We start from the raw sequence: 21,686 nt of genomic DNA, 5'->3' as shown, positions 1-21,686 counted from the left end.
AAATGGCTCTTACAGCAGGGATTATTTTCACCGCTGTGTGGATCGCAGCAATTGTTATTTGTGATAGAAGAGCGATGCCGCATGCTGACTTACCGACAGGCAGCGTATCCTTGGATCAACCGGTTAACCGTAGATTGCTGATCAAACCATTCCGGTTACTGCTGGATCGATGCGGTATCTGGAACAAGCTTCAGCCCTTTATTGCCGGATTGCATGCAAAGCTGATTATTCTCAATGGGACTGGCTGGACGATAGAATCGACAAAGCTGTTTGTTTCTTTTTGGATCGGAAGCGGCTGCATTGCGGTTATGAGCGGAGCATGGCTTAGTGTGGTGAGCGGCGAACGCGCAATTCTCTACATTGGCTTGCTGCTGGGGGCAATTCTGCCGGCGGCGAGGTGGCGGGATACGGCAGGTAAGGTGGAACGCCGCAAACAGGATATTCTTCTAAGTCTTCCGGATGTTCTTAGCAAGCTGATGCTGCTGCTTGGAGCCGGGGAAACCGTTCAACGCGCGCTGATCCGTTGTGCCGACAGGAAGGATACATCCCTGGCCGGCCCGCTCCTGGGTGAGCTTCGCCGGGCGAATGAGGCAATTCGTAATGGCGAGTCGTTTGCCTCGGCGATGGAGGCATTCAGCCGCCGCTGCGCGGTTCAGGAGGTTTCTCTATTTACGACAACTTTGCTGCTGAATTACCGCCGGGGAGGAGAAAGACTCGTTTTATCTTTAAAGGAGCTATCATATTCGTTGTGGGAGAAACGTAAGTCAGTTGCCCGTTCAAGAGGGGAAGAAGCTTCCTCGAAACTGGTTTTCCCGCTGGTTGGAGTATTTCTTATCCTTATGATACTTGTCGCGTCACCGGCGATTTTGCTTATGCGGGGTTAACAAAAATACATGGATAAAGGAGACTACTTGAATGAAAAAATGGATTAGCGGCTTTAAACGGTTTTGGCGTGAGGACGAAGGTCTCGGGACATTGGAAATTGTGTTAATTATCGCCGTAGTCATTATACTGGCCCTGCTCTTTAAGAACTGGATTATTGATCTAATGGATAAACTGATGGGCAAGGCGGATAAAAAGGCCGATGAAATCTTCAATTAAGAGCTCGAAGCGCTGCGGATTTCGAAGTGAAGAAGGAAGTTTTACGCTTGAAGCGTCAATGGTCTTTCCCGTAATCTTCGTCGCTCTAATCGCGATGGTGATGTTCAGCATGTATATGTATCAGAAGGTTGTGATATATTATGCGGCTTCCATTTCGGCGGAGCGGTCCGCCTTTCAGTGGAATAACAGCAAGCGTGATGCCATGAGCGGGATTGGAATTACAGGCGAATATGACGGTTTGTATTGGCGGATGTCAGGCAACGGCGCTCTTCAATCGTTGTTTGGTTATGGCGATGCCGCAGGGGACAGCGGCGGCTTATCAGTTGCGGTCGGCGGAACGGGGAGCGGAAGAAACAGCGAGGAATCCTCCTCGCTTCCTGTCGTGAAGATCAGTAAGATTGGCGCAAGAATTCCGCAGCCGTTTGAAGGAGAAATCAATTATTCGTATGGTCTAATGGAGAAACGCATCGAGGTTAAGCTGCGCCAGCCAATTTCGATTCCGATCCTTGAAAAGACGCTTGGACGCTCCGAGCCCTCAAGCATAAGCAGAGCTTCGATCGTAGATCCAGTCGAATTGATTCGTAATGTTGATCTCGTGCGTTATTATACCGCTAAAATTAACCGGAATCCGGGCGGCGCCGCCAAACGGCAGCAAGCGGCACAAGTTTTGATTGGCCGCCAGTCGCTGGAAAAGTAAGCAGCTCGGATTATATTAACCATTGCAAAATGATGAAATTTTAGAGAAGAAAGGGCGCCGGTTGACACTAGTTTTGTAAAGGGAGGTGCCGTCGACTATTGAGTCATATTCGAAAAAAACGCGATACCGGCCTGCATAGGCTGTGCGTTGACGATAGAGGAGCGGTATCCGTATTTCTTATAGTCGCTACTGCGGGGATCTTGCTCCTTACCTCTTTGCTGATTGATTATGCTCGAGTCGCGGCATTCCAGAAACAGCTCGAAATCGCCGCGCAATCCGGAATACGGTCCGCTCTCTCCGCGTATGATGGTCAACTCTATGAACGGTATGGACTGTTCGGAGCGGGCGGTTCCGACAGGAACTCGCTTTTCGCACATGCCGCTCGGAATAATTGGGAGGACAATATTAGTTCGTTCAATTTGCTCCGGGTGAAGTATGGCTCGTCCCACGTGAACAGCTATGAGGTCCTTGGAACTCATTCGGTTTTTAAACGTCAGGTGCTTGAAGAAATGAAATATAAAGCCCCGATCGATTTTACACTGGAAGTGGCTTCCCGCTTCGCGCCGGTTGCTTCCGCCATGAAAGAGGCATCCGCTTCCATTCAGGTTATGGAGCAAGTACGGAAACTTTACGATCAACGCGAAGCAAGGCTGCAAGCTGTCCTTGATTTGCAGAATGAGTCCGCCAGAGTGGCGGATGAGGGTCTCAGATCATTTCTTTCCGCGGGCGGGAGCTCGGTAGTAAACATCATGCTTGGCTACGGCGCATATCTGGGGTGGATCGCGCATGATTCCTTCCTGGACAAAGATGAGAAGCCGAAATATACCAATGAAATCTCGTCTTATGAGAACAGCGCCCGCTCGATCTCAAGCGGGCTTCGAGCGAAAAGCAGGGAAGTTCTGGCACGCCATCGACAGGCGGAAACCAAGGCGCTTAAGGACTTGGAAGAAGCGGAGAGGTATAACTCAGACATTCGTGAAGCTGCTGAGCGTATGGAACAGCAGCAAACCGGCAGCGGCTACGACCGGATGAATAAACAACGATTGGCGGGGAAAGCAGCTGCATCGACAACATCGAACGACCTATCGCAGCTTCAGCAGGCAAGAGAAGCCGTTCAGCAGCTTATACTTCCAGCCGAGTGGTTCATCGCCTATCGGGAGGAATTGAACGCGCAGGCTGTTGAAATCGCATCATTAGATTCGAAAGCGGCCAATTTCCAAACAAACGTAACAACGGCACTATCAAACCATGGTTCATCGGCCTTGCTAGTGAATGCGGCTGTGCAGCTGCAGAGCGGTTTCGGGGAGTATTCACAGAAGTATATTCAACCTGCGACGGTTATTAGTGCCCGTACAGCAGAACTTGAAAGCCGCCAATCCGCAGATGCCGAGCGGAAGAAAAAGGAGAAAGCGGCTCAATCGAAATGGAATGAGGTTCGTAAATGGATCCAAGGAATATCTTCCATTCCGCAGCTGGAGATCCATCGGCAAATGTTTGAGCAGGTGAGCGAGCGATCCGCTGCTAACCTTCAATTCAACGACCTGTCGGCTTCTGGACAATCAATGGACGAGCCGGCCGCTGATCCGAACGAGTCGGCTCAGTCGTCAATGTCTTCAATGGGGACGATATTCTCCGGAATGGCCGATATGCTGGAAGGCATTAGAGACCCGCTGTATATTAACGAATACATCGCTCATCGGTTCGCCGCTTTCGATCCGAAGAAGTTTTCGGCGGTTATGCAGGATTCCAACAAGAGGGAGTTCTCAGAGGCCCTAAGCTTGAATAATCAAGAGGTTGAGTATATCTTATATGGCTTCAATGACCCGGCCGCGAATATCGCCGCTGCATATGGCGAGGTGTTCTCGGTTCGGCTTGCCATTCGCACGATGGAAGGGCTGATCGAGTCCCGGGCGCTGGGACATCCGCTGCTTGTACTGGCGGCTGCGGTGTTGTATGGACTGGAGAAGTCGATGGAGGATATGTTTCAGCTCGTCCGGCAGGGAACAACGCCACTCTCCAAATATGTTTCGGTCGATCTGACTTACCTCGATTACTTGCGAGTTTTTCTGCTGCTGCACGGCAGCGACGAACACCGGATCTCACGGATTATTGCTGTTATCGAGCAGAATACGGGGATGAAATTATCGCGCACGTCCACAGGCTTGTCCGGTGAATTGACCGCCTCTGTAAACTTATGGTTTTTGCCGGGTTTACTAAAGAGCTTCACGAATTTCGGGATTTTGAATGGAAAGGTTAAGGGCGGGCGTTATGAAACGACTAAGTCAATTGGTTGGTCGTACGAATAGAAATAGAAACGAGACGGGCAGCATTGCCCTTGAAGCTTCGCTTATTATGCCGATCGTGCTCATGGTCATTATTTTCTTGGTCAGCCTGATTCGCTTGGCATCGGTACAAATGGCTCTTCATGGCTCGGTATCGCAGACTGTGAGGCAGGCCGCAGCGAATTTTCGCCCGGTTGAGCTGGCATATGAGCAATTGACGCCGCATCTCGCAGCCATGGGAGAGCTGCCGACTCTTGCGCCGCTATCGGGAATTAATGCGGTAGCAGACAAGCTGGAGCATTGGCTTCCTGCCCCCTCAGGACCTCTAATGGCTGCTGTACTGCGCGGCGATTGGAAGCCGGTGCAGGATGCGGCGGCAACAGAGATAGGCCGCTCGGTTGTCGAACCGATGCTTCGCCATGAGGCGGACCAGGAGATTCTGGATCCGTCACAGCTTCGTCTCAGTTATTTATCGCTGCCGAAATTGAAAGACAATGCTGAACCTTACATTCGAATAGAAGCGGAATATACCTTTAAACTTGGCTTTCCATTTACGAAACGGTCGATCGTGCTGCGGGAACAAGCCGAGGAGCGCGTATGGATTAGCGATGCCGTTCCGGCGGCGCGAGGAGAGGGTAATCCAGACCTTGCGCACGCCAATATACAAATCGTCTCCATCGAACCGGAGCCGCTAAGGCCCGGGCGAAGAGCGCGATTAATCGTACTCACCGACCCCGGCCGAAACCTTGATCTCGCTGTCGATTACAAAAGCGGCAGAAGCAGGGCGAAGCATCTGGGCAGAGCCGCAGCGGATAATAACGGGAGGGTGGAATGGACGTGGCTGGTATCGGGTAACACGACGCCCGGGGTATGGGAGCTCATCGTTACCGCCGACGATGGGACGAAGGTTGCGCGGCATTTTGTGGTGGAGAAACAACCGGAGGCGCCATGAATCGGCAAAGGGAGGCAATGACGGTGGAATTGATTGTAATTAATGCTGCAGCTGCTGTTCTGCTGTTTATCGCCTTTCTTAGCGATATTAAAGCGATGCGAATTCCTAACGTTTTGACGGGTACGTTCTTTGTCCTGGGCTTGAGTTTTCATCTGGCCTCCGGGGGCTTGAACGGAGTATATCAATCTCTGCTTGGCGCGTCGGCGGGCTTTATACCGCTCTTGGCGCTGTACTTCCTGAAAGGGATGGGAGCGGGCGACGTCAAGTTGTTTGGAGCTCTCGGAGCCTGGGTCGGCCCGGCGGCGGTGCTTCAGGTATTGATTTATGCTATTTGTTATGCCGGAGCGATAGGGATTATCGTAATGTTTTTACATAAGCCGTTCGGGAATCGATTAAGAATGTGGGTGCTTTCGTTAGTCGTAACCATTGGCTGGCGCAAACGGGAGGTCTTGGGCGAAATCGCCAGGGAAGGTCTGCGATTCCCGTTCATGCTGGCCGTCGCCCCCGGAGCTGTAACGATGTGGTTCCTGCCAGGGATATGGCTCCAATGACAGGAGGAATTGATAATGCTTTTGGAAACGCTGCGGATTGATTTCTCACTGAATCGCGGTCATGAAATGATTATCGACCGGGAAACCGGCATCACCCGTGATCAGTTGGAGGAAGTGGAGATCCACATGCTGCAGGGACAACGTGTTCCCAAGCTGCTCGATGTCGAGTGGATCGATATCGATGGGTTCGTAACATTTCGTTACTCCTTAACCGGCAGAAGGATGCTCTCGCATAAGCTGCAATCACAGCAGATGACGATGAACGATTTTTACACATTACTGCTCGCCATAGTGGAAGCTCTTGATGACTGTCAGCACTATATGCTTCGTGCAGCAGGTTTTATGCTGCAGGAACAGTACATTTTTGTCGGCGAGGATTGGGATGATATCGGACTGGTGTATGTACCGCTGCGTCGCGAAGGACCTGCATCGTCGGCGGAAGAAGCGGTAATGACTATGGCAGTGCGATGGATCGGATATATCAGTCAACCCGATGGGGCGGGATTACAGCAGGTATTCCGGCATTTGCGGGGAGAACACGTTTCCTGGCATGATTTGCGGCAAAAATTGTTGACATTACTGAACAGCCCATATATGCAGGGTGCTTCGCCTTCAACGCCTGCCTTCAACGGGGAGTCCCGTGCAAATAGTTCTGCTGCGCCCGTAAACAATTGGCAGAGTAACCATTGGCATAGTGAATTTGGGGGACAGGGCTCAGCCGCACGGAAGGAGCAGATACCTGGTCAACTTGATAAGAGCGTTCAGATTGTGCCGTCAATCGTCCTTCCTTTCAGAAAACGTCAGGCGGACACCATTGCTCCTGCATCGAAGGAAGATGCTGAGCAGAAGCCTGTGAACCGCTTAGAAGATGAACTGCCAATTGTACCGATTATAGGCGATAAACCGGATGGCGGTCATTCCCGTAAACGATGGCTGCTTGGCGCCGGTCTAATTCTTGCGATTGCTTTAATATGGAGGTATCTTTATTTGTCCTCCCCGACGCAAACGAGCCTCTTAATCAGTTTAGGCCTTACCGTGCTGGCCGTCGCAGGGCTCTTGATCTACTTGCGAAGAGAGAGTTCGGACGAGGACGTTCAAGAGGATGTTTGGCGTAGTGGTAAAGCATGGGCAGCAGAAGAGGACGGATTCGTGCCGGACTCGACGATTTTAAGTCAGGGGAAAGCCGCCGCTGTTTTTGAAAAGCAGTCACGGACATTTAAGCAGACCGGGGCAGAACAATTGCTCACCGAGCAGAAGGCAGCACATTTCCAGACATATGATAATCCAAATGTAAGCAGCGGACTTTCGCACATTGTACCAGCACGGCATCAAAGTGAAACCATGAATAGGCAGGAGCGGATGCACGCTTCCGATCCGCAGCAAGCTCCAACAGTCCTGTTGGGAGATGACTCTAATAACCGGGGTCATGGCGGGGAACTCCTGCCATGGCTGGAAAGGGAAACAGAGGGCAAAGTGGAGCGGCTTTCCCTACGGACAGACCGGTTTGTGGTTGGACGTTCAGCGGAGGGAGCGCATTATGTAGATTCTGCTTCAGGAATTTCAAGGGCGCACGTGGAGCTGACATGCGCCGCCGAATGCTGGACGGCCAAGGATGTCGGGTCGAGAAACGGAAGTACTTTAAATGGTCAGACCATGATTCCGTATAAAGCGTATGCTTTAACGAACGGAGATATACTGCAGCTTGCAGGCGAAAAAGGCCCGAAATTTACATTTCGGGCCGGGTAAGAACTATCCTCGCCCCACTAGATCTTTCATGGCACTGGAAATAGTCGGATAACGAAACTCGAAACCGTGTGATAATGCTTTTCTCGGAAGCGCCCGCTGTCCTTCCAACAGCAGCAGGGAAAGCTCGCCGAACAGAATGTTCAGCATCACCGCCGGTACCGGAAACCAGTGCGGCCTTCTAAGTGCAGCCCCAAGAACACGTCCGAATGCGTCGTTGGTTACAGGTTCGGGGGCGGCTGCGTTAACCGGTCCTGATATATTAGGATCGTCAAGACAAAATAACAGAAGCCGGGTCATGTCCTCAATGTGAATCCACGAGAGCCACTGCTTTCCGCTGCCGACTTTACCGCCGACAAAGAATCGGTAAGGCATTGCCATAAGGGGAAAAGCGCCGCCCTTCCTGCCGAGGACGATGCCCACTCTGAGCTTAACGAGACGCGGAACATCGATTCGATCCGCAGCTTCCTCCCATTTCTCAACGACTCCCGAAAGAAAATCGGTTACATCAGGCGGGCTGTTCTCATCGAAGACGGCCTCCTGAGACGTTCCGTAGATCGATATGCCTGAAGCATTGATGACAACATCCGGTTTCTTCTCCATCTTGGCAATGATTCTCTCTATGTGCTCCGTTGCATCCAGTCTGGACTGTAAGATCCGGACCTTGGCATCTTCAGTCCAACGTTGATTAATGGACTCGCCGGCCAGATTGACAATCGCATCCAGATTGCCCAGAAGTCCGGGAGAAGCTTCAAGCTCATTCCAGGTAACCCGGCGCAAATTCTTACTTTCGTTTGAAAGCCTGCCGGGAGTCCGAGAAATGATCCAAACCTCGTCGCCGCGCTTTAGAAGCGCATCGACAAGCTTACCGCCGACAAACCCGGTTCCACCGGTAACCGCCACCTTCATTGACTGAGCCTCCTAAGAGTTTTCTGCGATGCTTCCAAGCTAAGCTCCGGCGCAGGATCGCAAGGAAACTCACATCGGAAGCATAAGCTAAGAGTTTTCTGCGATGCTTCCATGCCAAGCCTCCGGCGCAGGATCGCGGGAAACTCACATTGGAAGCATAAGCTAAGAGTTTTCTGCGATGCTTCCAAGCTAAGCTCCGGCGCAGGATCGCAGGAAACTCACATCGGAAGCATAAACTAAGAGTTTTCTGCGATCTTCCATGCTAAGCTCCGGCGCAGGATCGCAGGAAACTCACATCGGAAGCATAAACTAAGAGTTTTCTGCGATGCTTCCATGCCAAGCCTCCGGCGCAGGATCGCAGGAGACTCACATCGGAAGCATAAGCTAAGAGTTTGCTGCGATGCTTCCAAGCTAAGCCTCCGGCGCAGGATCGCAGGTAACTCACATCGGAAGCATCCGTTTAGGACCCTAAAGCTTCTATTTTGGTCAGCCACAGCTGTTTAACATTCTTACCTTCTATATTGTATTCCTTGCTGTAATATTCAATAGCGACGGGTGAATTATCCTTGATTTTGTCTACCTTCTCAGCCAGGCTGGCATCGAATTGGAAAACGCTTGTGCCGTCTGCGGTCTTGATTTCAACCGAGTGCGTGTCTGCTTGTCCCACGTATGTTCCTTCAGCTTTCGATACTGCTGTATCCTTCGGCGGTTGTTCATCGCTTCTGTTATTGCCCGGCTGGGACGGCTTCGGCTTGGCCGTGTCCGGTTCTGTCATCCCGGAATGACCCGATTGACCGCCGTTTCCCCCGCCATCATTGGTCACCCCGCCTTCCTCGGTGCCGGGGTTATTAGTGCTGCCGCTGCTGCCACTGCAGCCTGCAGTTACCGCCGTTAATGCGATCAGGGCGACAATAAGCAAATGAATGCTCCTGCTTTTTTTCCTGCTGTATGATTTCGTGTCCATAGTTAGGAACACCTCCTGCTATCTTCTAACGTATGTATACCCTGCCAGGTTTCCATTCAATCGCCTGAGGAATGCAGCGCCTGAACGAGTGAAAGTCGTCGATGCGTTGACCACCAACAATATAGCGAGAGCCGCCTATCCGGCGGCTCATTATTTATTAAGCAGATGTTTATAAGGGGTATAGTCGATGCCCTGCTTCTCCAGAAAGGAAACCAGGCTGCGGTAATCCCGCTTGGGTGTTGCCCGAATATATCCTTCGATGCAGTGGCTTCGCGAAACTTCGGTCGAGCCGCTTTCAACGGCAACCTGTGCGATTTTTGCGGCAATGGAATGCTTGGCGATATCGCGAAAAGCCCCGGGCACCGGCGAAACGAGCTGATCGAGGAACGTTTTGGAGTCTTCCGGCCACATACCGCGGCTTCGGTCGACCCAATAGTTTTGCCAGTCCAGCTTGGATTTCCCGTCACGCATCGGCAGCACTTTAAGAAATTTACGAAACATGAAGTAGCCGCCTATCGACATAAATCCGAGCATGACAAACGCCCAGAATACAATAAAGAACATAAACCAATTCGGAGTGCCGCCCATATCCGTCATTCACCTCTTACTACGAATTATAACCTATTCTTTATGCACATGACCATGGCAGAGGAATGTTCACCATTTCGGCAACAAAATTGCTTTTATTATAATCTAAGCCGGCTGCGGCCCGCAAGAACGAGCGTGACCCGGGCCTTTCTTGAATCTAGATTTATTTACGCATTCCCTGTAAAATAAACAGGACAAGCTTTTTCCGGAAATACCTTTTAATAAATGTTCACAGGCTGATCAATGAAGGGAGCGAAACTATTTTATGATTAAAATCGGATCCCATGTTTCATTTTCCGATAAGGGGCTTTTGAATGCCGCCAATGAAGCCGTTTCTTACGGCTCGAGCTCTTTTATGATTTATACCGGTGCTCCGCAGAACACCCGGCGGAAGCCGATTGAGGATTTATACATCGAAGAAGGCAAGGCGGTAATGAAAGAGGCGGGTATCGATGAGATTGTCGTACATGCGCCGTACATCATAAATCTGGGTTCTTATAAAGAAGATACCTTCGAGCTTGCGGTACGTTTTCTTCAGGAGGAAATTCGCCGGACCAGCCAAATCGGCGTTGGGAATATCGTGCTTCATCCAGGGGCATATACGGACAAGGATGCGGACTACGGTATCGAGCGTATCGCGGAAGGGCTGAATGAGGTGCTGGAAGGCACCAAAGAATCGAACGTCAATATTGCGCTGGAAACAATGGCGGGCAAAGGGACGGAAATCGGACGCAGCTTTGAGGAAATCGCGCGTATCATCGATAAGGTCCGCGACAATGAAAGGCTGACTGTTTGCATGGACACCTGCCATATGCATGATGCAGGCTATGATCTGATCGACGATCTTGACGGCGTGCTTGCCGATTTCGATCGTATTGTAGGACTGGACCGCGTTGCAGTGGTCCATATCAATGACAGCAAGAACCCGCGCGGCGCGGGTAAGGACCGCCATGCGCCGGTAGGAGCGGGCTGGCTTGGTTACGAGGCGATACGCAGCATCGTTCATCATGAAGGACTCAAAGGCCGTCCTTTTATACTTGAAACGCCTTGGATCGGGCAGGAAGATAAAACGCAGCGCCCAATGTATGAAGCGGAAATCGCTTTGTTGCGCGGCGATGCGGCGAACCGGTTCGGCAGCCAATTCCTGGACGATGTCGAACGGCTGCATCATTTCTTCACAAAGCAGGATATTGACCACCGCGCATTTGTCCTGGCCACCTGGGATGTGCTCAAGAACGACGCCAAAGCGAAAAAAGCCGACCCTCGCGAACCGATGGACCGTCTTTACGATCTTGTCGCCGAAAACCGTATTCTATCGGAGCTTTCGGAAGAAGCGGTCAATCAGCGTATCACCGGCTGGTTTGCGGGGAAATCGCTGCTTGTGAACGCATAGCTTGAGGAAATAACGACAGCATGACCAATCGTTGATGGAAGGAAGTTTGTAAGCTTATGCCTAACACGTATCAACCCCGGCAGCTTTCGCAGCTGCCTGATAAGCGGAATCGCGCAAGAATGCTGATATCCTGTCCGGACCGTCCGGGCATTGTCGCGGCCGTATCGCAATTTCTTTATGAACATGGAGCGAACATCGTACAATCGGATCAGTATTCAATGGATCCGGGCGGCGGCATGTTTTTTATCCGCTTTGAATTTGATTTGAACGATATGGAGCGCGAGCTCCCTGTACTGCAGGAGGATTTTGCCCGAGTGGCCGACCGCTTCGAGATGAAGTGGCATACGTTCCGTGCTAGCCGCAAGAAGCGCCTTGCCGTGTTTGTCTCCAAAGAGGATCACTGCTTATTGGAGCTGCTCTGGCAGTGGCAGGCAGGGGACCTTGAAGCCGATATCGCAATGGTTATCAGCAATCACCCTGACATGGGTCAGCTGGTGGAATCATTTGGGATACCGTATCATTACATTCCGGTAACTGCCGATACGAAAGCGGAAGCGGAGAAACGGCAGATGGAAGCTGTAAAAGGTAAAGCGGACCTGATCGTGCTGGCGAGGTACATGCAGATTATTTCGCCCAAGTTCATTGAGCAGTTTCCGAACCGTATTATTAACATTCATCATTCGTTCCTTCCTGCTTTCGTTGGTGGAAAACCGTATACCCAGGCTTATCAGCGCGGCGTCAAAATCATCGGCGCTACCGCGCATTATGTAACAGAGGAGCTTGACGGCGGTCCTATAATCGAACAGGATGTCCAGCGTGTCAGCCATCGTGACGATGTCGACAACTTGAAGCGGATTGGCCGGACCATTGAGCGTGTTGTTCTTGCCAGAGCGGTGAAGTGGCACATCGAGGACCGGATTTTGGTGCATCAGAACAAGACGGTTGCTTTCAATTAATCTCCAATAATAGCGCAAAATAACGTGCAGATGGCTCAACGGCCGGCCTGCACGTTATTTTTATTGCTCGTCTCCACTCTTATGTTATTGAGTTTTAAAACTCGGTTGCTCCACAGAGACAATGTCATTCTGTTATTTTTTCGGTACTGATCACATGAAATTATCACATTGACAACAAAACGATAACGTTATACTGTTAAAGTGACAATTTATTATCGAAACGATAAGTATAAGGACCGATTCAATCCATATTCAGGGAGGTGAACAGCATTTCACATCTGAATTCAATGAGAACGGAACTCTTTGTTCAAAAATAGCTTTGGATGATTTGGTATATAAGTGTGGACAAGACAGGCGGGGGTGCCGATAACTTTTGACCGCTTTACCTCATTAAGGATGGAAATGGCTGAAATGTAATGGTACAATATTTCAAAGCCAGTGCGCATTAAACTGCGCAATAGACAGAAAGAATTCTAAAATCGGTAAATAGGAAATGGGAGGAATTTACGCAATGACAGTCACTCAAAAGTCCATTGACCAGCTTTCTATCGACACGATCCGCACGCTCTCGATCGATGCCGTTGAGAAAGCGAATTCCGGTCACCCGGGTATGCCAATGGGTGCGGCTCCGATGGGTTACCAATTGTTTGCAAAGAACATGAAACATAATCCGTCCAATCCGAGCTGGATTAACCGCGATCGCTTTGTTCTATCGGCGGGCCACGGCTCGATGCTGCTGTACAGTCTGTTACATTTGTCGGGCTACGACCTGCCGCTTGAAGAACTTAAAAGCTTCCGCCAATGGGGCTCCAAAACTCCGGGTCATCCGGAATTCGGCCACACGGCGGGTGTTGACGCGACAACCGGACCGCTTGGTCAAGGCGTCGCAATGGCAGTCGGTATGGCGATGGCCGAAGCCCATCTCGGTGCAACATATAATAAAGAAGGCTTTAACGTAATCGATCACTACACGTATGCGATTTGCGGCGATGGCGATCTGATGGAAGGCGTAGCAAGCGAAGCGGCTTCGCTCGCAGCCCATCTGAAGCTTGGCAAATTGGTCGTTCTTTATGATTCGAACGATATTTCCCTTGACGGCGAACTGAATCTGTCGTTCTCAGAAAACGTCCAAGGGCGCTTCGAAGCATACGGCTGGCAGGTGCTGCGCGTCGAAGACGGCAACGACCTGGATGCGCTGGCGAAAGCAGTCGCGTCCGCCCAAGCGGAAAGCGGCAGACCGACGCTGATCGAAGTGAAGACGGTAATCGGCTTCGGCAGTCCGAACAAGGGCGGCAAAGGCGGTCATGCCGGCCCGCACGGTTCCCCGCTCGGCGCGGAGGAAACTAAGCTTACGAAAGAAGTCTACGGCTGGGAGAATGAACCGTTCTTCGTACCGGATCAAGTACGTTCGCACTTTGCGGAAGTAAAAGCAAACGGCGAGAAAGCAAACGCGGAGTGGAATGCTCTGTTCGCTTCCTACAAGGAGGCCCATGCCGATCTGGCTGCGCAATTCGAAACTGCGACCAGCGGTAAGCTGCCTTCAGGCTGGGATAAGGATTTGCCGGTCTATTCCACTGCGGACAAGCCGGTATCGACTCGTGTCGCTTCCGGAAACGCATTAAACGGATTAGCAAAGAACGTACCTAATCTCGCAGGCGGATCCGCTGACCTTGAAAGCTCGACCATGACTCATCTCAAAGGCTTGCCTGTATTTAAACCGGGCAGCTACGACGGCCGCAACATCTACTACGGCGTTCGTGAATTCGCAATGGCCGGCGCTATGAACGGGATTTCCCTCCATGGCGGGTTGAAAATATATGGCGGAACTTTCTTCGTATTTACCGACTACCTCCGTCCGGCAGTACGTCTGGCGGCGATCATGAAGCTGCCTGTGGTGTACGTATTGACTCATGACAGCATCGCGGTTGGTGAAGACGGCCCGACGCATGAGCCGATCGAGCAGCTTGCCTCGCTGCGCATCATTCCCGATCTCACTGTTATCCGTCCTGCAGACGCGAATGAGACTTCGGCGGCGTGGGCTTATGCGCTGGAGAACAACAGCAGTCCGGTCGCGCTCGTATTGACGCGCCAGAACCTGCCTATCCTTGAAGGCACGAATACGAATGCCCGCGAAGGCATTGCGAAAGGTGCTTATGTCGTATCCGATGCGGCTGACGGAAATCCGAAAGCGCAAATTATTGCCACCGGCTCCGAAGTTCAGCTAGCCGTTGCCGCGCAGCAGGCGCTTGCCGCTGAAGGTATTCAGGTCCGCGTTATCAGCATGCCGAGCTGGAATCTGTTCGAGCAGCAGCCGCAAGCTTACAAAGACTCCGTATTGCTTCCGGACGTCAAAGCGCGTCTGGCTGTCGAAATGGCATCACCGTTCGGCTGGGAGCGTTATGTGGGCGACAAAGGCGCAATTCTCGGGATTAACACATTCGGCGCATCGGCACCGGGCAACCGCGTGATCGAAGAATACGGCTTTACGGTTGCGAATGTCGTCAGTAAAGTAAAAGCGCTTCTGTAGTCCTGGCGCGTTTACCGCACATCTACATTGCGGGGCTGGACGCTTGCACAGCGGTTCAAGCCCCGTTTTATTATACTTAAAGGAGAACTGCGCAACCTATGTCCCAATTTGAGAATGTCACGATCGTAAAAAAAGCAAACATCTATTTCGATGGTAAAGTAACGAGCCGCACCGTGCTGTTTCCGGACGGCACGAAGAAGACATTAGGTATCATGATGCCGGGCGAGTACGAATTTGGTACGGAAGAGAAAGAAATCATGGAGATTCTTGGAGGGGACCTGAAGGTTCTTCTACCCGGAGATGCGGAGTGGATCTCGATTTCCGGCGAAGGCGAGTTTACCGTTCCGGCGAATTCCAAATTCAAGCTGCAGGTGGCATCGGCTGCCGATTATTGCTGCTCTTATATTAAAGAATAACGAAGTGTGAAACGTCCTAAGGCTCCGCACGAACCATTTTGCGCAGGTGCCTTTCTCGCTTGGTTAAGTACTTCAAAGCGTAATGGCGTAATATTGAAAAAAAGCTGCACCCTTTCCGTTTGTTGAACGGGAGGAACAGCTTTTTTTATAGAACATTGCCGTATGCCCTGAGCTCCGACGCGCGGATTCAAGCCGATTATGGCCTGTTATTACCGGAATCGGTAACTTGTCTATCGGCTTCGGAAGCGGCTGCAAGTTCGCGCTCTGTTTGATCGGCCGGTCCATTACCGGTGATTGGCTTGTTGATCCACTGCTCGTAGCAGTTAACAAGCACAGAGAGATCCAAATCGCCGAGACCCATGGAATCCCCGATCTGGAACAGACCCTTAACCGTCTCGAGAACCGGAGTCGGCGTTTTCAACTGATCCGAGAGCACCGAGGAGAGACGGAGATCCTTCAGCATGAGAGCGAGTGAGAATTGAACGCTGAAATCGCGGTCCAGCAGCTTCGGTCCTTTCAATTCAGCTATTTTGCTCGCGGCTCCGCCGGATTGAACCAGCTCAAGAAAAGAGGAAGCGTCGATACCGCCGCTTGCGGCTATAGCCATTCCTTCAACCAATGCGGCAGCGTTTATGCCGACGATCGTATTGTGCGCCAGCTTCGCCGTAGCGCCGCTGCCGCTTGGTCCCATAGGTATTACTTTGCGGCCCATGGCAAGCAGCACGTCCGAAGCCCGTTCCAGTATGTCTGATTCGCCGCCGACCATAAATACAAGCGAGCCGCCTTCGGCCGCCGGCTTGCTGCCCGTAACCGGAGCATCGAGGAAATCGGCCGACTTCGCCGCCGCATCCGCGGCCAGCTGCCGAGCCAAGGAAGGGGAAATGGTGCTGCTGTCTACTACGATCGTGTCAGGCATGAGTCCGCTTAGCAGCCCGTCTTGTCCGTAATAAACTTCCTGAATCGCGTCGTCATTGCTGATCATCGTGATGACCAGCTCCGATGCGCGGGCGACTGCCGCCGGGGTCTGAGCTTCGGCCGCGCCTAGCTCCAGGAGCTTGTCCGCTTTGCCCGGCGTACGGTTGTAAACTGTCACATTGTACCCTTTGCGAAGCAAATTTGCCGCCATTGGTGCACCCATTACACCCAATCCGATAAACCCGATTTTCTGCATTTCTACCATCTCCCTGTAGCCGATTTTATGATTTACCCATTTTATCACAAATCGGGACGGAGAAGAATCTGGCCCTTGATTACCTTGTGTTTGCATATAAAATCCATTATTCTTATGCTAGCGCAAGAGGGACAGGCACGAGCATATCGGGAAGCATCGCAAAAAACTAAGTGTATGCTTCCGAAGCGAGTTTTTTGCTCGACGAGTAGAATACTCAGGAAGCATCGCAAAAAACTAAGCGTAAGCTTCCGAAGCGAGTTTTTTGCTCGACGAGTAGAATACTCGGGAAGCATCGCAAAAAACTAAGTGTATGCTTCCGAAGCGAGTTTTTTGCTCGACGAGTAGAATACTCAGGAAGCATCGCAAAAAACTAAGTGTATGCTTCCGAAGCGAGTTTTTTGCTCGGCCGAGTAGAATACTCGGGAAGCATCGCAAAAAACTAAGTGTATGCTTCCGAAGCGGGTTTTTTGCTCGGCCGAGTAGAATACTCGGGAAGCATCGCAAAAAACTTTTAGGAGGTTTCATATTCCATGAGTAAAGCCGTAAAATTTGACTACAGCAAAGCGTTGACCTTTATCGGTCAGCACGAAATCGACAATTTATCCGAGCAGGTACGGGCTGCCCACGAACAGCTGCATAAGGGAACCGGCGCGGGAGCGGATTATCTCGGTTGGATCGATCTTCCGAACAATTATGACAAAGAAGAGTTTTCGCGAATACAGAAGGCCGCAGCAAAAATCAAATCCGACTCCGAGGTGTTGATTGTTATCGGCATCGGCGGCTCTTATCTCGGGGCTCGTGCAGCGATTGAAATGCTGTCGCACTCTTTCTATAATCTGCTGCCGCAGGAGCAGCGCAAGACGCCGCAGGTGCTTTTCGCGGGCAACAATATCAGCTCTACATATGTAACTCATTTGCTGCAACTGCTCGAAGGCCGTGACTGGTCGATCAACGTCATCTCCAAATCGGGTACGACTACCGAACCGGCGATCGCGTTCCGCGTCTTCCGCGAAGCGCTCGAGTCCAAATACGGCAAAGCCGAAGCTCGCAAGCGTATCTATGCAACGACAGACCGCGCCAAAGGAGCATTGAAGAAGCTTGCTTCCGAAGAAGGCTATGAGTCGTTCGTTATTCCCGACGACGTAGGCGGACGCTATTCCGTACTGACGGCTGTCGGCTTGCTTCCGATCGCAGCAGCCGGCATCGACATCGAAGCGATGATGAAGGGCGCGGCCGATGCCTCGCAGGAATACGGCAACCCAAGCCTTGCCGAGAACGAGGCTTATCAATATGCGGCAGCGCGCAACGCTTTGTACCGCAAAGGCAAAACGACGGAAATTCTTGTGAACTACGAGCCGGCGCTGCATTTTGTTTCGGAATGGTGGAAACAGCTGTACGGTGAGAGCGAAGGTAAGGATTATAAAGGCATCTATCCGGCTTCCGTCGATTTCTCCACCGATCTTCACTCCATGGGGCAGTTCATCCAGGAGGGCAGCCGGAATATCTTTGAAACCGTTATTCAGGTTGAGAACGTACAGGAGCATATCTCGATCGGACATGACGCGGACGATCTGGACGGGCTTAATTTCTTAACCGGCAAAACGATGGATTTCGTCAACAAGAAAGCGTTCGAAGGAACTCTTCTTGCCCATACGGACGGACAAGTGCCAAACTTTATCGTTAATATTGCAGATATGTCACCATATACGTTTGGCTACCTGGTCTACTTCTTCGAGAAAGCATGCGGCATCAGCGGCTACCTGCTCGGAGTGAATCCGTTCGACCAACCAGGCGTGGAAGCATACAAGAAGAACATGTTCGCCCTGCTCGGCAAACCCGGCTACGAGAAAGAGAAAGCCGAGCTTGAAGCGCGATTGTAGAACCATAAGCCATGGAGCATGCGGCTGACATGCTAAGCAGCTACAAGACCCTTCGGCAGCAGGCCAGTAAGGAAATTGTGATCAGGAAGTCGCGCTTCATCGGATACGGTAAACCGGTGCACAACGAAGCGGAAGCCGCCGCTTTCATTGAGGAGATTAAGAAACTCCACTGGAATGCCACACACAACTGCTCCGCTTATGTAATAGGCGAACGGGATGAATGCCAGAAGCAGTCCGATGACGGGGAGCCGAGCGGGACAGCAGGGAAACCGATTCTCGAGGTGATTAAGCATCAGGCTCTGAAAAATGTCGTAATTGTCGTGACGCGCTACTTTGGCGGTATTATGCTCGGAGCGGGCGGATTGATTCGTGCTTATACGGACGGAGCGGTAGCGGCAATTGAAGCGGCCGGGCCGATCGTCAAGGTGCTGCATCAGGAAATATTCGTCGATGTCGATTACACGTGGTACGGCAAGCTGGAGAATGAGCTTCATGCCGGCGGCTGGAAGGTTGGCGGGACCGAATTTACAGACAGGGTAGTCATCACCTGCCTGCCCGAAGCACAGGACGCCGGGCGCTTTACCGCCTGGATGACGGATGTGACGCAAGGACAAGCGATTATCACGAGTGGTGAAACCAGATATTATGTCGAAGGAGACTGATCTCCTTGTACTTACTAAACTCCCCGGGGAACCGAACGGGGAGTTTAGTTTTTTTCATGGAGTTGATCATTTTTTCTTATATTCAGGATTGACTGGACAAGCTGCTGTCTGCTACATTATTAATACCGAGTAAATTAATAGGAATTAGCGCGATTCTATAAGGAAAGCGCCGGGGGGTAAGTCAGCTTGAATTTCATGATGCGCAGCCGCTGGTGGAGTTTTGGGTTTCGCAGCACCATCATGCTCTATTTTGTCGTTCTTATTGTTTTGCCGATTTTAGGGATTTATTCGCAAGCGTTCACGCTGGGCTGGGAGCCCTTCTGGGAAAGCATCACCGACCCGTTGGCCTGGAAAGCGGTTCTTCTGACGCTCAAGCTTTCGGTCATCGCTACGGTCATCAACGTTTTTCTAGGCACGATGATCGGTTGGGTGCTCATCCGCTACCGGTTTCCGGGACGTCGATTATTGAACAGTCTTGTCGATTTGCCCTTTGCGCTGCCAACAGCAGTCGGAGGCCTGATGATATTGCTGCTGCTCGGACCAAACAGCTTTGTCGGCGGATTGGCTGGCAAGCTGGGATTCGATATTGTGTTCCATGAGCCGGCTATCATTATAGCGATGATTTTCGTCACTTTTCCTTTTGTCATCCGGGCGGTTCAGCCGCTGCTGGAAGAACTGGACAAAACGGAGGAGGAAGCGTCCTATACGCTGGGCGCATCGAGAGCGAGAACGTTTTTTCAAGTGGTATTCCCTTCGATGCTGCCCGGTATCTTAAGCGGCGCAATGCTTGCGTTCTCCAGAGCCTTGGCGGAATTCGGAGCGGTAGTGCTTGTGGCGGGCAATATCCCGGGCAAGACGCTGATTGCTGCGGTTTATATTTTCGGCGAAATCGAGAGCGATAATACAATGGGCGCTGCCGCGGCCTCAGTGCTGCTGCTTACGCTGTCGTTCATTATTCTATGGGCCGTCAACCTCGTCCAATCGAGGAGGCTCGGCAAATGAAAAAGCTGTGGATCTCCTTAACATATGCCGTATTTCTCATTCTGCTGATTGCCCCGATCGTGAAAATTTTTACGGGGTCATGGGCGGAAGGCTGGAGCGGCTTCGCAGAAGCGCTCACGCGGAAGCAATCTCTTCACGCACTTATGATGACAGGAATTATCGTCGCAGTCGTGACAGTCATTAATACGATTTTCGGCATTATGCTGGCGCTTTATCTCGTCCGGGCCACCTGGCTGGGGCAGCGGCTAAAACAGCTTCTTAACAGCATAGTCGACCTGCCGTTTGCAGTATCGCCGGTTATCGGCGGACTGATGATTGTACTTATTCTGGGTCCGCATTCAGTTATTGGGGCATTCTTTGAAGATATCGGGTTTAAGGTGGTATACGCCCTGCCGGGCATGATACTTGCCACGCTGTTCGTCACCTTCCCGCTGATGGTGCGCGAGGTTATGCCGGTGCTGCAGGAAATCGGAGTGCAGCAGGAAGAAGCGGCTTCAACGCTCGGTTCCTACTCGTGGTACACGTTCTGGCATGTTACCTGGCCTTCGATCCGCTGGGGCGTCATCTATGGCGTGGTGCTGACCGTGGCACGCTCGCTGGGCGAATTCGGAGCGGTACTTGTAGTCTCGGGCAACATCATGAACAAGACACAGACGGCGACAACATTGGTGTATCAGGATGTCGAGAATTTCAATGTAACGGCAGCGAGCAGCTTGGCACTGGTGCTGGCCGCCTTCTCGGTCGGTTTACTGCTGCTTATGGAATGGGCCAAAAAGCGAAAGGAAGTGCATTAGGCGATGCATATCGAGGTGCGCGGATTAAATAAGGAGTTCGGTGATTTTAAAGCCGTTCGAGACGTCAGCTTTGAAATTGAAAAAGGCCATCTCATTGGCCTGCTCGGACCGAGCGGCGGCGGCAAAACGTCGATTTTACGCATGCTGGCGGGACTTGAGATGCCTTCGTCGGGGGATATCATTTTCCACGGTAAACGGGTGAACGACCTGCCGCCGCAGGAACGCGGCATTGGATTTGTATTTCAAAACTATGCTCTCTTCAAGCATATGACCGTCTATGATAACATTGCATTCGGACTTAAGGTGAAGAGGCAGTCGAAGGATGCGATTCGCGAACGCGTCATGTCCTTGGTGGAGTTAACCGGTCTTAAAGGTTTCGAGCACCGCTATCCGCATCAGCTCTCGGGAGGGCAGCGCCAACGCGTCGCTTTCGCGCGTGCTCTTGCGCCGGAGCCGCAGCTGCTCCTGCTCGACGAGCCTTTCGCGGCGATCGATGCGAAAATCCGCACCGAGCTTCGTACATGGCTGAAGGACATGATCGAGCGTGTCGGTATCACCTCGATTTTCGTTACCCATGACCAAGATGAGGCCATAGAGGTTGCCGATGAGATTATGATCATCAATAAAGGCCGGCTCGAGCAGAAAGGGTCGCCGTGGGATATTTACAAAAATCCGCAAACTCAATTCGTCGCCAGCTTCATCGGCGAATCGACGATCGTAGAGCAAGTGGAGAGACTTAAAGGCTTTGAAGATGCCTCCAGCTGGCCGGGTACGCAAGCTCTCATCCGTCCTGAATATATTGAAATCGGAAAACGCAGTGAGTTCCGCATCCCATCCGCTACTGCACTCGGCACAGTAAAGCATTTGCACTTCCGCGGCAGCGAGTGGATGGTTGAGGTAGAGGTGGGCGATATCAAGCTGATTACTTACCGCTCCCTGGAGAAGGATGTGCTGAAGCCGGGCGATGAAGTGAGCGTACTTATTCACCGCGCTTATTTGTTCAATGACAGCGATACCTGGATCATGGAAAACAAGCTGAAGGAAGACCCAATGCCGGTTCATATTTAACTACTTTTCTTTATAGAAAGCGTTGTGTAC

The 21,686-nt window shown here is 51.6% G+C and carries 20 protein-coding genes; 16 read left to right on the top strand and 4 right to left on the bottom strand.

Features of this window, described 5'->3' with window-relative positions; translation table 11 throughout:
• Positions 1–2: 2 nt before the first annotated feature.
• From KZ483_RS23260 to KZ483_RS23230, 7 genes are all read left to right on the top strand, one after another.
• Positions 3–884 carry a type II secretion system F family protein gene (locus KZ483_RS23260; RefSeq protein ID WP_220349966.1) on the top strand — a complete coding sequence of 294 codons (882 nt, stop codon included), beginning with the start codon at positions 3–5 and terminating at the stop codon, positions 882–884.
• A gap of 31 nt (positions 885–915) precedes the next feature.
• Positions 916–1,101 carry a Flp1 family type IVb pilin gene (locus tag KZ483_RS23255; protein ID WP_220349965.1) on the top strand — a complete coding sequence of 62 codons (186 nt, stop codon included), beginning with the start codon at positions 916–918 and terminating at the stop codon, positions 1,099–1,101.
• Complete coding sequence (locus KZ483_RS23250; protein WP_220349964.1) at positions 1,085–1,798, top strand: TadE/TadG family type IV pilus assembly protein; 714 nt, start codon at positions 1,085–1,087, stop codon at positions 1,796–1,798. Before KZ483_RS23255 ends, KZ483_RS23250 begins: the two co-directional genes overlap by 17 nt.
• A 98-nt stretch (positions 1,799–1,896) precedes the next feature.
• Entirely contained in the window at positions 1,897–4,104 is a 2,208-nt protein-coding gene (locus tag KZ483_RS23245) for a hypothetical protein (protein ID WP_220349963.1), read from the top strand.
• Positions 4,067–5,032 (top strand): TadE/TadG family type IV pilus assembly protein, encoded by a 966-nt coding sequence (locus KZ483_RS23240; protein WP_220349962.1) that lies wholly within the window; start codon positions 4,067–4,069, stop codon positions 5,030–5,032. Before KZ483_RS23245 ends, KZ483_RS23240 begins: the two co-directional genes overlap by 38 nt.
• A 23-nt stretch (positions 5,033–5,055) precedes the next feature.
• Positions 5,056–5,583, top strand: coding sequence for an A24 family peptidase (locus KZ483_RS23235; protein ID WP_220349961.1), 528 nt, complete (start codon positions 5,056–5,058; stop codon positions 5,581–5,583).
• Between the two features lie 15 nt (positions 5,584–5,598).
• Positions 5,599–7,329, top strand: a complete 1,731-nt coding sequence (locus KZ483_RS23230; protein ID WP_220349960.1) for a DUF6382 and FHA domain-containing protein — start codon at positions 5,599–5,601, stop codon at positions 7,327–7,329.
• Between the two features lie 3 nt (positions 7,330–7,332).
• Here KZ483_RS23230 and KZ483_RS23225 read toward each other — a convergent pair whose 3' ends face one another.
• From KZ483_RS23225 to KZ483_RS23215, 3 genes are all read right to left on the bottom strand, one after another.
• Positions 7,333–8,235 carry a TIGR01777 family oxidoreductase gene (locus tag KZ483_RS23225; RefSeq protein ID WP_220349959.1) on the bottom strand — a complete coding sequence of 301 codons (903 nt, stop codon included), beginning with the start codon at positions 8,233–8,235 and terminating at the stop codon, positions 7,333–7,335.
• Between the two features lie 460 nt (positions 8,236–8,695).
• On the bottom strand, positions 8,696–9,199 hold the full coding sequence (locus KZ483_RS23220) for a hypothetical protein (protein WP_220349958.1): 504 nt from the start codon (positions 9,197–9,199) through the stop codon (positions 8,696–8,698).
• Between the two features lie 150 nt (positions 9,200–9,349).
• The gene (locus tag KZ483_RS23215; protein WP_220349957.1) at positions 9,350–9,787 is read right to left on the bottom strand and encodes a DUF2621 family protein; all 438 of its coding nucleotides are present in this window, start codon (positions 9,785–9,787) and stop codon (positions 9,350–9,352) included.
• Between the two features lie 265 nt (positions 9,788–10,052).
• Here KZ483_RS23215 and KZ483_RS23210 point away from each other — a divergent pair, with 265 nt between their 5' ends.
• The 4 genes from KZ483_RS23210 to KZ483_RS23195 all read left to right on the top strand — a co-directional run bounded on the left by KZ483_RS23210 (position 10,053) and on the right by KZ483_RS23195 (position 15,079).
• Positions 10,053–11,180 (top strand): deoxyribonuclease IV, encoded by a 1,128-nt coding sequence (locus KZ483_RS23210; RefSeq protein ID WP_220349956.1) that lies wholly within the window; start codon positions 10,053–10,055, stop codon positions 11,178–11,180.
• A 56-nt stretch (positions 11,181–11,236) separates the two neighbouring features.
• Positions 11,237–12,136, top strand: a complete 900-nt coding sequence (gene purU / locus KZ483_RS23205) for a formyltetrahydrofolate deformylase (RefSeq protein WP_220349955.1) — start codon at positions 11,237–11,239, stop codon at positions 12,134–12,136.
• A 511-nt stretch (positions 12,137–12,647) separates the two neighbouring features.
• Positions 12,648–14,663 carry a transketolase gene (gene tkt, locus KZ483_RS23200; protein ID WP_220349954.1) on the top strand — a complete coding sequence of 672 codons (2,016 nt, stop codon included), beginning with the start codon at positions 12,648–12,650 and terminating at the stop codon, positions 14,661–14,663.
• Between the two features lie 98 nt (positions 14,664–14,761).
• Positions 14,762–15,079, top strand: a complete 318-nt coding sequence (locus tag KZ483_RS23195; RefSeq protein ID WP_220349953.1) for a pyrimidine/purine nucleoside phosphorylase — start codon at positions 14,762–14,764, stop codon at positions 15,077–15,079.
• Positions 15,080–15,275: 196 nt separating this feature from the next.
• Here KZ483_RS23195 and KZ483_RS23190 read toward each other — a convergent pair whose 3' ends face one another.
• Complete coding sequence (locus tag KZ483_RS23190; RefSeq protein ID WP_220353633.1) at positions 15,276–16,250, bottom strand: NAD(P)-dependent oxidoreductase; 975 nt, start codon at positions 16,248–16,250, stop codon at positions 15,276–15,278.
• A 530-nt stretch (positions 16,251–16,780) separates the two neighbouring features.
• Here KZ483_RS23190 and KZ483_RS23185 point away from each other — a divergent pair.
• From KZ483_RS23185 to KZ483_RS23165, 5 genes are all read left to right on the top strand, one after another.
• The gene (locus tag KZ483_RS23185; protein WP_220349952.1) at positions 16,781–18,130 is read left to right on the top strand and encodes a glucose-6-phosphate isomerase; all 1,350 of its coding nucleotides are present in this window, start codon (positions 16,781–16,783) and stop codon (positions 18,128–18,130) included.
• A 29-nt stretch (positions 18,131–18,159) separates the two neighbouring features.
• Entirely contained in the window at positions 18,160–18,792 is a 633-nt protein-coding gene (locus tag KZ483_RS23180; RefSeq protein WP_220353632.1) for a YigZ family protein, read from the top strand.
• 195 nt (positions 18,793–18,987) lie between these two features.
• A complete protein-coding gene (gene cysT, locus KZ483_RS23175) occupies positions 18,988–19,794 on the top strand; it encodes a sulfate ABC transporter permease subunit CysT (protein WP_397376226.1) in 807 nt (268 codons plus the stop codon).
• A complete protein-coding gene (locus KZ483_RS23170) occupies positions 19,791–20,588 on the top strand; it encodes a sulfate ABC transporter permease subunit (protein WP_220349950.1) in 798 nt (265 codons plus the stop codon). The genes cysT and KZ483_RS23170 overlap by 4 nt, the downstream gene beginning before the upstream one ends.
• Before the next feature lie 3 nt (positions 20,589–20,591).
• Positions 20,592–21,656 carry a sulfate/molybdate ABC transporter ATP-binding protein gene (locus tag KZ483_RS23165; protein ID WP_220349949.1) on the top strand — a complete coding sequence of 355 codons (1,065 nt, stop codon included), beginning with the start codon at positions 20,592–20,594 and terminating at the stop codon, positions 21,654–21,656.
• Positions 21,657–21,686: the final 30 nt, after the last annotated feature.

This window comes from Paenibacillus sp. sptzw28 (assembly GCF_019550795.1).
Classification (GTDB): Bacteria; Bacillota; Bacilli; order Paenibacillales; family Paenibacillaceae; genus Paenibacillus_Z.
The sequence above is the reverse complement of the archived record's forward strand: the minus strand, read 5'-3'. Positions and strand labels throughout refer to the sequence as shown.